The following is an 11814-nucleotide window of genomic DNA, read 5'->3' as shown; positions in this document are numbered from 1 at the left end:
AGACCGCCGCGGTGAGGCGCCGCGGCTGTGGTCTGACCACAGTCCGTCCACTGTAGACCACGCGGTCGGCGTGGTCTGACCACAGCGTGCCGGGGTCGCCTACCCTGAGCGGGTGCGCACCCACGAACGCGTCCTCGCCCGCATCGAGGCGGACCTCGCCGCGGGCCGCTGGGCGCTCGGCGAGCGCCTCCCGGCCGAGCGCGCGCTCGCCGAGGAGCTCGGCGTCTCGCGCCCCTCCGTGCGCGAGGCGCTCCGCGTGCTCGAGGCCATGGGCATCGTGCGCACGGCCGTGGGCTCCGGGCCCGACGCCGGCGCCACCGTCGTCGACCGGCCCGCCGCCGGGCTGGGGGCGGCCGTGCGCCTGCACGTCGCGTCCGGGACGCTCGCGGTGCGCGACGTCGTCGAGACGCGCGTGCTGCTGGAGACGTGGGCGGTCCGGGCCGCGGGGGAGCGGGTCGGCGCGAGAGACGACGAGGCCGCGGCGACGCTCGCGGAGGCCGGCGCCCTGCTCGACCGCATGGACGACCCGACGCTGCTCGCGGCCGACTTCCGCGAGCTCGACGCGACGTTCCACGTGCTGCTCGTGCGGCTCGCGGGCAACGCGCTCGTCGAGGCCGTCATGACGGGCCTGCGCGGCGCGATCGAGTCGTACGTCGCGGCGGGCAGCGCTGCGCTCCCGTCCTGGGAGCGGACCGCCACGCGCCTGCGCGCCGAGCACCGCGCGGTGCTCGGCGCCGTCGCGGGCGGCGACGGCGAGCGCGCGGCCCGCGCGGTGCGCGCCCACATCGAGGGCTTCTACGCCGAGACGGGCCTCTGAGCGGACCGTCGCGCGCGTCCCGCGAGGGGTCTCGCGGCGGCTAGGTCGATCTGGCGCGAGGCAGGCCGGACAGGCGGCGCTCCAGGAGCCGGCGGTCGCCCTCGCGGTCGACGAGCTCGAGCGCGCGGCGCAGGTCGACGGCGGCGTCCGCGGGGAGCCCGGCCCGCACGAGCAGCTCGGCGCGGACGGCGGGCAGCAGGTGGTAGCCCGCGAGCGCCGGCTCGTCCGCGACGGCGTCGACCGCGGCCAGCCCCGCGTCCGCGCCGTGCACCTCCGCGACCGCGACCGCGCGGTTGAGCGCGACGACGGGCGAGCCGGTGAGGTCGAGCAGCACGTCGTAGAGACCGAGGATCTGCGGCCAGTCGGTCGCGGCCGCGTCGGTCGCCTCGTCGTGGAGCGCCGCGACGGCGGCCTGCACCTGGTACGGCCCGGGCCGCCCGACGGCGAGCGCCGCGTCCAGCTCGGCCAGCCCTTCGGCGATCTCGCCGTGCCGCCAGCGTGCGCGGTCCTGCTCGGCAAGTGTCCGCGTGACGCCGTCGGGGCCCACGCGCTCGTCGCGGCGCGCGTGCTGGAGCAGCAGCAGGGCGAGCAGCCCGCGGGCCTCGGGCTCGTCGTCGAGCAGGCGCGCGGTGAGCCGCGCGAGCCGGACGGCGACGTCGGCGAGCGCGCGCCGCTCGGTCGAGCCCTCGACGGCGTCGACGGGCTCCGCCCAGGCGTCGTACCCCTCGGTGAACAGCACGTACAGCACCGCGAGGACGCCCTCGACGCGCTCGGCCCGCAGCGCGGCCGGCGGCACGCGGAAGGTCATGCCGGTCGCGCGGATGCGGCGCTTGGCCCGGACCAGGCGCTGCGCCATCGTCGCCTCGGGGACGAGGAAGGCGCGCGCGACCTGGGCGGTCGTCATGCCGGTCAGCGACCGGAGGGTGAGCGCGACCCGCGCCTCGGCGGGCAGCACCGGGTGGCAGCACGTGAAGAGCAGGCGGACGATGTCGCCGTCCGGGTCGTCGGCCTCCCAGGGGTCGTCGTCGAGGCCGCGCGCGACCTGCTCGACGACCGGGTCCGCGGCTCGGCTCCCGCCCCGGGGACCCGGGTCGACGCGCTCGCCCAGGCGGCCCGCGGCCGCGACCCGCTCCGCCTCGACCCGACGGCGGCGCAGGACGTCGATCGCGTGGCGGCGCGCGGTCGTCGTCAGCCACGCGCCGGGACGTTCGGGCACGCCGTCGCGGCCCCACGTCCGCAGCGCCGCGGCGAACGCCTCCTGCGCGGACTCCTCGGCCAGGTCGAGGTCGCCCGTGCTGCGCGCGACGGCGCCGAGGACGCGTCCCCACTCGGTGCGGAACGCGTCCTCGACGGGGCCCGTCGCGGCCGGCAGCTCAGGACCCGTCGAGGTCCAGCGGCCACGCCGGGTGCAGCTCGATCGCGCCGCCGTACGCCATGGGGTGCTCGGACGCGATGGCGATCGCGGTGTCCAGATCCGGCGCCTCGAGGACGTCGAAGCCCGCGATCGACTCCTTCGTCTCGGAGAACGGCCCGTCCGTGACGAGCACCTTGCCGCCCCGGACCCGCACGCCCACGGCGTCCTCCGGGGGGCGCAGCCGGTCGCCGACCACCCCGGCGCCGCTGCCGTAGTGCCGCCCGACCCACTCCCCGATCGGGGCCGCGGCCTCGGCCTCCTCGGGCGGCAGCCCCGGGTCGTCCGGGGTGCCGAGCACGAGCATGAGGTAGCGCATCAGAGGTCCTCCGCCCTCGTCGCCGCGGGCCGGCGGAGCACCGTCGGCCCGGAGGACGCGACGTCGGCGGCGGACGTCCCGTCCCCGGCGCAGCGTCGCCCGTCACGGTACCGCGCACGGTCCGGCGGGTGCTCGCGGTCCGCCGCGAGGATCGTCTCCAGGAACGTCGTCATCGGGCCTCCTCCTCTCGTACGGCCCGGGCGGCCGTACGGGAGGACGACGAAGCCCGGCCGCCGGGATCGACATCGCGGCGCTACCGGACCGGACCGCGCGGCGAGGGATAGGAAGCGCGGGGCAGGTGGTACGCGAGGTCGACGGCGGTCTCGACCGCCTCGTCCAGGTCGAGCCGGTGCTCGGCGACGAGGCGCGCGAGGAACCCGGCGTCGATGCGGCGCGCCAGATCGTGGCGCGCCGGGACGGAGCAGAACGCCCGGGTGTCGTCGACGAACCCGCTCGTGTTGTAGAAGCCGGCGGTGTCGGTGACGGCCTCACGGAACCGGCGCATGCCGTCGGGGCTGTCGAGGAACCACCAGGGGGCCCCGAGACGCAGCGCGGGGTACACGCCGGCGAGAGGCGCGAGCTCGCGGGAGTACGCGGTCTCGTCGACCGTGAACGCGATCATGCGGAACCCCGGGTGATGGCCGAACGCGTCGAGGACCGGTCGCAGCGCGCGCACGTACTCGGTGCGCTCCGGGACGTCGTACCCCCGGTCGGGTCCGTACGCCCGCGCCACGCCGGCGCAGTGGTCGCGCAGCACCCCGGGGTGGAGCTGCATCACCAAGCCGTCCTCGGCGGACATCGCCGCCATCTGGAAGAGCATGTGCGCCGCGAACGCCCGCGCCTCCGGCGCCGTCACGACCCCGCGCAGGGCGCGGTCGAGCACCCGGGCGGCGTCGGTCTCGTCCATCGGCGTCGTGTCGGCCGTGAGATGACCGTGGTCGGTCGCGCGCGCGCCCGCGGCGACGAACGCGGCGCGACGCTCGCGGAGGGCGTCGAGGTACGTCCCGTAGTCGACGACGTCCGTCCCCGCCGCGGAGCCGAGCTCGGCCACCTGCGCGCCCCAGTCGGCCCGGTCGACGTGCAGGAGCGGGTCGGGCCGGAAGGTGGGCACGACGCGCTCGCCCCAGCCGTCGGCCGCCAGGCGGGCGTGGTCGGCGAGCGCGGACTGGGCGGGGTCTGTGGTCGCGAGGGTCTCGATGCCGAACCGCTCGAACAGCGCCCGAGGGCGGAACTGCGGTCGTGAGAGCCGGTCGACGAGATGGTCGAACAGCTCGTCCGCCGTGGCGGCGGACGGCCGGACGGGAGCCTCGAAGACCTCGACCAACACGTGCTCGAGCCAGTAGCGCGTCGGAGTGCCGCGATAGATCCGCCACCCGGCGCAGAACCGCCGCCAGATCGTGCGGGGGTCGGTCTCCGCCGGTGCCGTGCCCGCGGGCGCCGACGCGAGGGGCGCCGCACCGAGGTCCTGCACACCGCGCACCCCGGGGGCGCCGTGCGGCGAGGTGCCCTGCGCGACGAGCAGGCGCACGAGGTAGTGGTCCGGGGTCACGAGGAGCGCGGCGGGGTCGCCGAACGCCGCGTCGTCAGCCAGGAGCGCCGCGTCCACGTGCCCGTGCATCGAGACGATCGGCAGGCCGCGCGTGGCGTCGTACACCTCCCGTGCGACGCGCCGCAGGGCAGGGTCCGCGGGCAGCGCGCGGTCGGGGTGCAGGACCCACGGTGCCGTCGTGGTCCCGGTCTCGTGGTGCGTCGTGCTCGTCACGGGTGTCCTCCAGTGGTGCGCGGTCGTCGTCCCTTCCTCCGGTGGTGACCGGAGGGCGTGGTCGTGCGCGCGGTGGTCGGTCTCGGGGTGGGTGCGCGGCGCGCCCACCGACGCGTCGGGCCCGGTGCCGCCGCCCGCGGACGGGTGGGCGGCATCCGGGCCCGACGGTGGAGCGTCAGCCGCAGGTGGGCAGGCCGTGCTCCGGTGTCGCGACGGTCTCCCGCTCGTCAGAGGTGTCGGACGGGCGAGCGGTGACGGTCACGGACCCTGCCGCCGGGGTCTCGTCGCCCCGGACGGCGAACGCCTGGTAGGCGTTCTTGCCGGGGGCGACGCCGGTGAACGCCTTGGAACCGAACGGCGTGTCGAGGACGACGTCCAACGGGACGGTGTCGTCGTTGAGCGCGCGGACCGCGACGTACGGCGTGCCCGCGAGGCAGCGGACCTCGGCGGTCGCGGTGACCGCCACCTCCGACGGGGCGGGCTCCTCCACGCTCGGGAGGCGCTCGATCCAGACGTTGCGGAACCGCGGGTTGAGGCCGGGGTCGCCGTGGTCCTGGAGCTTGATGTACCCCGACGTCGGGCCCTCGTCCTTGCCGTTGCCGGTCTTCCCGTCGACGGCGACGTCGTCGTGCACGAGCTGCCCGTTCCACACGAGCGTGATGCGGGCGTCCTCGGTCTTGGCGCCGTCGGGGCCGAACCGCGCGGCCCGGAACTCGAGGTCGTACGTCTGCCACGTGCCCATCGGGGTCGCCGCGTTCACGTCGGGCGCCTTCTTCAGGTAGATGGCCCCGGCGTCGTTGTTCTTCGGGGGGTCGATCCCGAACGACTCGAGCACCTGGACCTCGTAGCGCTCCTGGATGTAGACGCCGCTGTTGCCGCGGGCCTGGCCCGTGACCTCGGGCGCGTGCTCGGGCTGGTACCACTCGACGTGCATCCGGAAGTCGTCGAACTTCTCCTTCGTGCGGATGTCACCGCCGAAGGACTCGAACGAGCCGTCCGCGATCGGCCACGTGGCCGGGCCGCCGCCGTTGACCGCGGCCCACGCGTCGAGGTCGTCGCCGTCGAAGAGCGTGATGCGCTCGCTCGGGGTGACGGTGAGGCTGTCGAGGTTGACGTGCCCGAGGTCGTCGTCGTCGTGCCGGATCGTCACGGTGTTCGCACCCTCGCGCAGCGGCACGGTCTCGACCTGCGTCGCCCACGTCGACCAGCTCACGGTGCTGTCGAACCAGACCTGCTTGAGCTTCTCGCCGTTGACGTACAGGCTCAGGTTCCGTGGCGTCGGCCGCGGGTCGCTGTTCTGCCCGTTGGCGTAGCGGATCGCGAGGTCGTGGGGTCCGGCCTTCTCCGCGCGGACCGCGAAGGTCGTCTGCGCGCCCGGCTCCCAGTTGCGGTCCACGAACCCGCTGCCCGAGTAGCCGGCGTGGTTGCTGTTCCAGCCGGCGCCGCCGGAGATGTCGGCGGCCTCGGCCTCGTAGACGGGCGGCGCGACGGAGCCGTCCGGCAGGCGCGTGAGGGTGTACCACGCCTCGGTGCTCCACAGCTCCTGCCCGCTCTCGGACGCGAACGGGCGCGGGGAGTGGACGTTCACGACACGCCCGGGCTTCAGCCCGTCGATCTGCAGCGTGACGGTCCTCCGGTCCTCCGACACGGTCGCGGCGGCGACGTCCAGGACCTCCTCGTCCACCTTGGGGCCGCCGTACTGCGGGGTCGCGACGTAGCGCCACTGCGCGGCCGTGTACTTCGACGCGAGGTCCTGCGCCGTCTCCTCGGAGAGCGGCTGCGTGTACTCGATCTCGAAGCCGCCCTCGACGGCGCGCATCGCGAGCATGTCGAAGGCGTGGTTGCCGTCGTACGTGAGCTTCTGGAGACCGTACGAGAGCTTGCCCGCCTGGCCCCAGTTGCCCGACCAGCCGATGCCGCCGACGTAGATCGCGCCGTCCGGGCCGACGCTCGTCCGGCTCACTCCCGACTCGAGGCCCTGCGTCATGCGGAAGACGGCGCCCTGCTCCTGGCCCGCGACGTCCTCGAGGTACGCACGCTGGAGACCACCGTACGTGACGTCCCCGATCGCCAGCTGACCGGCGAACACGCCCTCGGTGAGCACGACGGGGTTGCTCGGCGAGTTCGAGATCTCGCTGTGCGGCATCCACAGGACCGGCTCGGTGACGGGCTGGTCGTCGTACGGGCCGTCGGGGTTGGTGAAGTGGTTGTAGAACGCGCCCTCCTCGACGCGCACGAGCTTGGAGGTGGGGATGCGGACGCCCTGGTTGTCGGTGACGTACATGCCGCCGTCGGCGCCCCAGCCGAGCCCGTTCGGCGTGCGCAGGCCGCCCGCGACGTACTCGACCTCCCCGGTGTCCTTGCTGATTTTCATGACCGAGCCGCGGTTCTCCGCGAGCTGCGGGTCGAGCGAGTTGCCGCCGGGCACCATCGCGATGCCGGTGGTGACGTAGAAGTAGCCGTCCTCGTAGAGGAGGCCGAACGCGAACTCGTGGTAGTTGCCGCCGAACGGCCAGGTCGCGATCGTGTCGTGCTCGTCGGCGACCTCGTCGCCGTCGGTGTCGACGAGCGCGGTCAGTCCGTCCTTCTCGGACACGTAGATCGTGCCGTCGACGTACTTCAGGCCCATCGGCTCCGTGAGGCCCTCGGCGACCTTCGTGTAGGTCACGTCGTCGGCGCCGGTGTCACCCTGGACGTGGTCGACGAGGTAGACCTCGCCGCGCTGCGTGAGCCGGTCGCCGCCCCAGGTGGAGATGGCCAGACGGCCGTCGGGCAGCCAGTCCATGCCCGTCACCTGGGGCTGGAAGCCCTCGGGGCGCAGGTCCGTGAGCGTGTAGTCGGGGTGCACCTCGGTGAGCGGCAGCCCGTCGCCCGGGGCCTCGGTGACGCCCTCGCACTCCTTGCGACCGGGCGACGTGACGCGCGTGACGTCGGCGTCGGTGCTCAGCACGGAGCTCGGGACGACGACGTAGCCCGACGCGCCCGGCGGGCGCCACTCGAGCTTGAGCCGCTGGTCGAACTCGCCGTCGAAGTGGTCGATGCGCAGCGCGCGGTAGCCCGCCTCGAGCTCGATCGACCCCTCCTTGGACGTCGCGCCGTGGCGTCCCGGGTGGTCGACCACGAGCTCGTCGTCGAGCAGCAGCCGTGCGCCGTCGTCGTTCGTGATCCGGAAGTCGTACGTGCCGGCTTCGGGGACGTTCAGGTACCCCGTCACCTCGGTGACGAACTTGTCCGTGAGACCGAAGTCGGCGGCCGTGGTCCAGTCGACGGTCGGCATGATCTTGTCGACGTTGGGCGTCTGCCCGGGCTTGAGCGTGCAGTAGTCGTCGAGGATGACCTGCACGTCGAAGACGCGCAGGGTCACGCCGGGCTCCTGGGGACGGATGTCGGCCTGGGTCGCGGCGGGGACGGCGACCAGTGCCGCTGCCTGGGCGGTCAGGACGCCGGAGGGGACGGCGAGCGCGGCGAGCGCCGCGACGACGGCGCGCCGTCGTCGACGCCGTGCCGCGCCGTGCGGAGGTGGTGCCAGGTTCGAGGGGTGGTCCATCAGCCTTGCCTCTCCATCGAGGGCCTTGCGTGTCCGGGACGGTGCGCGCGGCGCGCATCGGTGCGCGCCGTGCGGTCACTATCCGGGGACGCGCGGGACCGGGGCAACGAGTTGCCACTTGTTGCCCCTGCCCGACCGGCGCGGTGCGCCGAGCGCCGCTCAGGCGGGACGGGCGGTCGAGCCCCGTTCCACGAGCTTGGCGGGCAGGAGCGTCGGCCCGACGGCGGCCGGGGGCGACGAGCGCAGCTGGGCCAGGAGACGCTGGACGGCGAACGACCCGAAGTGACGCAGGGGTGCTGCGACGGTCGTGAGCGGGGGAGTGCAGAAGTCCGAGCCGAAGATGTTGTCGAAGCCGACGACGCTCATGTCCCGCGGCACCTCGACGCCGAGCCGGCGCATGCCGCGCATGGCACCGATCGCGATGAGGTCGTTGTAGGCGACGACCGCCGTCGCGGCGTGCGCGACGAGCGCCTTCGCCGCGGAGAGCCCGCCCGCGAGCGTGGGCGGGTACGGGCCGACCCGGCGGGCCTGCACGTCGACCTCGCGCGTCGCCTCGCGGAACGCGCGCCAGCGCATGCCGTCGGCCCAGGACGCCTCCGGCCCGGCGACGTAGGCGAGGCTCGTGTGCCCGAGTCCGGCGAGGTGCTCGACGGCGCTGCGCATGCCCTGGGCGTTGTCCGTCAGCACGCTGGGGACGTCGGTGACGTGGCGGTTCATGACGATCGTCGGTCGCTGCTTCGCCGCGACGCGGATCGAGGAGTCCGAGAGCCGCGACGTCGCGAGGATCATGCCCTCCACGAGGGGCAGGGTGCGGTCCAGGGCCCGGCGCTCCGCCTCGTCGGACTCGTGCGCGTCGACCATGAGCAGGGTGTACCCGGCGTCCTGGGCCGTCTTCTCGGCGCCGCGGAGGATCTCGAAGAAGAACGGGTTGGTCACGTCGGCGACGACGATCCCGAGCAGGGACGTCCGGCCGGTCGGCAGCCCGCGGGCGAGCGGGTTCGTCCGGTAGCCGAGCTCGCTGGCGACCTGACGGATACGTTCCGCGGTCTGGGCGTTGACGCGGCCGGGCCGTGAGAACGCGCGCGAGACGGTCGAGGGCGCGACGCCGGCCGCCTGGGCGACGTCGTAGATCGTCGGGCTGGCACCATTGCCGGCGGGGGTCATGCGGTCGGACTGTAACGTCGCTGACAGCGATGGACAACAACCGGTTGTCGTTGCCGTGTCGCGCGTGGAGGGTGCCGGAGGCAACCGACGGCAACTCCTTGACGACCACCGGAGGGCGCCGTCCAATGGCTCCGTGGAGCCGCGACCGACCCCGTCCTCGACCCTGCCCACGGCTCGGCGCAGACCCGGCGGCCGAGCGCCGGCCGCGACCGCGCCCGTGGCGGGGACCGCGCCCGTGGCCGCTCCGGAGGTCGGGTCCCACGGGTGCCGTCGATGAGGCGCACCGCGCCGTCGCCGGACGTGACCGGCCCGGCCCTGGCCCCGGTCGACCCCCGGGGCGCGGTCGAGGAGGCCGTGCAGGTGGAGACGGCCGAGAGCGAGCTGCGGCGGCTCGGGCTCGACGATCTGCGGGTCCACCACCACGGCGACCTGGCCCGCATCGAGGCGCCCTCTACCGACCTGCTCGCGGTGACGAGCGAGCCGCTCCGTGGCGAGGTGCTCCGGGCGGTCCGTTCGGCGGGCTTCCGCCTCGTCGCGCTCGACCTCGCCGGACCGCCCGACCCCGGCGCCTGACGACGGCCGGTGCCGACGGTGCCGACGGTGGCAACCGGTGGCAACCGGCGTCCGGGGCACCCGGTCGGGCGCACGCCCCGGCGAGCACCCGCGGAACCCGGGGGCCGTCGCGCGCGGGAGGGGCCGCGGCCGTCGGGGGGCAACAAGTGGCAACTCGTTGTCCACCCGCAGGCGCGCCCCTACTGTCCATGCCAGGCGCACCGAGAACGAGCTCCGTGCGCAGGACCTCGACACCGTCTCGTCGACCCGCCCCCCACCTCCGTGCACCGCCCGTCCGGCGCCTCCCCGCGTCGGCGGCCGCCGGACGGTGGCCGCCGCGCCGTCGCCGGGAGACGACCAGAAGGGAGGACGCACGATGTGGACGCTCTCGGGCTTCGCGGACGAGATCTCGCCCGAGGTGGAGACGCAGTGCGTCGTCGCCTCCGAGCTCGGGCTGCGCTTCGTCGAGCTCCGCAGCGCGTGGGGCACGAACGTGCTCGACCTCGACGACGACCAGCGCGGGGAGGTCGTGCGCCTGCTGCACCGCCACGACCTCCGGGTCTCGAGCATCGGCTCGCCCGTGGGCAAGATCGCGGTCGACGAGGACTTCGACCCGCATGTCGACCGGATGCGGCACGCCGCGCGGCTCGCGCAGGAGCTCGACGCGCCGTACGTGCGGGTGTTCTCGTTCTTCGTGCGCCCGGGGACGGACCCGGCGACCGTGCGCGACGTCGTCGTGCGGCGCATGCGGGCGCTCGCGGAGGTCGCGCGCACGGCAGGCGTCGTGCTGGTCCACGAGAACGAGAAGGGCATCTACGGCGACACGCCCGAGCGGTGCCTCGACGTCGTCGAGTCGGTGGGGTCCGAGCACCTCGCGCTCGCGTGGGACTCGGCGAACTTCGTCCAGGTGGGCGTCCGGCCCTTCACCGACGGGTACGCGCTGCTGCGCCCGCACCTGGTGTACGTGCAGGTGAAGGACGCCGTCGCGGCGACGGGGGCCGTCGTGCCCGCGGGCCGGGGCGACGGTGAGCTCGTGGAGACGGTCCGGGCCCTGCGCGACGACGGCTTCGACGGGTTCTTCTCGCTCGAGCCGCACCTGAGCGACGCCCACAGCCTCGGCGGGTTCTCCGGTCCTGAGCTGTTCACGGAGGCGTGGGAGGCCTTCACCACGATCCTCGACGCCGAGGGGGTGCCGTACCGATGACGAGCGCGCCGCCCCCGGACGTCCCGCGCAGCACCCGCACCACGACCATGGAGGACCGCACGATGACGACAGCCCAGGAAGTGCGACCGGTCCGCCCCGCGGCGGGCCCGCCCGTCACGGCACCCCGACGTGCGGGTACGGGCGGACGGCCCACGACGTCGCTCGGCGCGCGCTCGCTCGCCGTCGTGTCGGCGGCGTGGCGGCCGGCGCTCGTGCTCCTCGCCCTCCTCGCGGCGTGGTGGTTCGTCGCGTGGCGGGAGCTCGTCCCCGCGTACCTCGTCCCCTCGCCCGGCGCGGTCTGGGACACGATGGTCGCCGACTGGCCCATGCTGCTCGAGCACACGTGGGTCACGACGATGGAGACGGTCGTCGGGTTCGTCCTCGCCGCCGTGATCGGCGTCGCGACCGCGGTGCTGCTCGTGTACTCGCCGACCGCCGAGAAGTCGCTCTACCCGCTCATCCTGTTCGCGCAGGTCATCCCCAAGATCGCGATCGCCCCGATCCTCGTCGTGTGGTTCGGGTTCGGCGCGACGCCCAAGATCGTGCTCGCGGTGCTCATCGCGTTCTTCCCGGTCGTCGTCTCGGCCGTCGCCGGGCTGCGGTCGATCGACCCCGAGCTGCTGGAGATGTCCGCGACCATGGGCGCGTCGCGCTGGAGGACGTTCCGCAAGATCCGCTTCCCCGGGTCGCTGCCCCAGCTCATGTCCGGGCTCAAGGTCGCCGTGACGCTCGCGGTCGTCGGGGCGGTCGTCGGCGAGTTCGTCGGTGCCGACCGTGGCCTCGGGTACGTGCTCCTCCTGGCGAGCGGCAACCTCGACGCACCTCTGCTGTTCGCCGACCTCATCCTCATGTCGCTCATCGGCGTGGTGCTCTTCCTCCTGGTCGAGCTGCTCGAGCGGCTCCTCATCCCGTGGCACGCGTCGCGGCGCGGGAACCTCGTCCTCGCGGCGTCATGACCTCCCGGGCCGCCGGCGCCCGCCGGCGTCCGGGTCCAGCACACCCCGCCCCTCGACGACGAGGCGGCACGAGCAGAAGGGC

Annotated in this window: 10 protein-coding genes; 4 read left to right on the top strand and 6 right to left on the bottom strand. The window is 74.3% G+C overall.

Annotated elements, in window-relative coordinates:
- Nucleotides 1–112: 112 nt before the first annotated feature.
- The gene (locus B9L22_RS02670) at nucleotides 113–817 is read left to right on the top strand and encodes a FadR/GntR family transcriptional regulator (RefSeq protein ID WP_086149107.1); all 705 of its coding nucleotides are present in this window, start codon (nucleotides 113–115) and stop codon (nucleotides 815–817) included.
- Between the two features lie 40 nt (nucleotides 818–857).
- On the opposite strand, the gene B9L22_RS02665 is transcribed toward B9L22_RS02670, so the two are convergent.
- The 6 genes from B9L22_RS02665 to B9L22_RS02645 all read right to left on the bottom strand — a co-directional run bounded on the left by B9L22_RS02665 (nucleotide 858) and on the right by B9L22_RS02645 (nucleotide 9020).
- Nucleotides 858–2189, bottom strand: a complete 1332-nt coding sequence (locus B9L22_RS02665) for an RNA polymerase sigma factor (protein WP_086149106.1) — start codon at nucleotides 2187–2189, stop codon at nucleotides 858–860.
- Nucleotide 2190: 1 nt separating this feature from the next.
- Entirely contained in the window at nucleotides 2191–2547 is a 357-nt protein-coding gene (locus tag B9L22_RS02660) for a YciI family protein (protein ID WP_086149105.1), read from the bottom strand.
- Nucleotides 2547–2720 (bottom strand): hypothetical protein, encoded by a 174-nt coding sequence (locus B9L22_RS19890; protein WP_021479881.1) that lies wholly within the window; start codon nucleotides 2718–2720, stop codon nucleotides 2547–2549. Before B9L22_RS19890 ends, B9L22_RS02660 begins: the two co-directional genes overlap by 1 nt.
- A gap of 80 nt (nucleotides 2721–2800) precedes the next feature.
- On the bottom strand, nucleotides 2801–4309 hold the full coding sequence (uxaC, locus tag B9L22_RS02655) for a glucuronate isomerase (RefSeq protein WP_086149104.1): 1509 nt from the start codon (nucleotides 4307–4309) through the stop codon (nucleotides 2801–2803).
- A 175-nt stretch (nucleotides 4310–4484) separates the two neighbouring features.
- Complete coding sequence (locus B9L22_RS02650; protein ID WP_233139630.1) at nucleotides 4485–7856, bottom strand: family 16 glycoside hydrolase; 3372 nt, start codon at nucleotides 7854–7856, stop codon at nucleotides 4485–4487.
- Nucleotides 7857–8015: 159 nt separating this feature from the next.
- A complete protein-coding gene (locus tag B9L22_RS02645) occupies nucleotides 8016–9020 on the bottom strand; it encodes a LacI family DNA-binding transcriptional regulator (RefSeq protein WP_086149103.1) in 1005 nt (334 codons plus the stop codon).
- 273 nt (nucleotides 9021–9293) lie between these two features.
- Between B9L22_RS02645 and B9L22_RS02640 the strand changes: the two genes are divergently transcribed.
- From B9L22_RS02640 to B9L22_RS02630, 3 genes are all read left to right on the top strand, one after another.
- Nucleotides 9294–9593, top strand: a complete 300-nt coding sequence (locus B9L22_RS02640; protein ID WP_143317025.1) for a hypothetical protein — start codon at nucleotides 9294–9296, stop codon at nucleotides 9591–9593.
- A 355-nt stretch (nucleotides 9594–9948) separates the two neighbouring features.
- Entirely contained in the window at nucleotides 9949–10776 is an 828-nt protein-coding gene (locus tag B9L22_RS02635; RefSeq protein ID WP_086149101.1) for a sugar phosphate isomerase/epimerase, read from the top strand.
- A 62-nt stretch (nucleotides 10777–10838) separates the two neighbouring features.
- Nucleotides 10839–11732 (top strand): ABC transporter permease, encoded by an 894-nt coding sequence (locus tag B9L22_RS02630; protein ID WP_086149629.1) that lies wholly within the window; start codon nucleotides 10839–10841, stop codon nucleotides 11730–11732.
- The last annotated feature ends 82 nt before the right edge of the window (nucleotides 11733–11814 follow it).

The organism is Cellulosimicrobium sp. KWT-B (assembly GCF_002127155.1).
Lineage (GTDB): Bacteria > Actinomycetota > Actinomycetes > Actinomycetales > Cellulomonadaceae > Cellulosimicrobium > Cellulosimicrobium funkei.
Note: the sequence above shows the minus strand (reverse complement) of the source record. Positions and strands in the feature narration are given on the sequence as shown.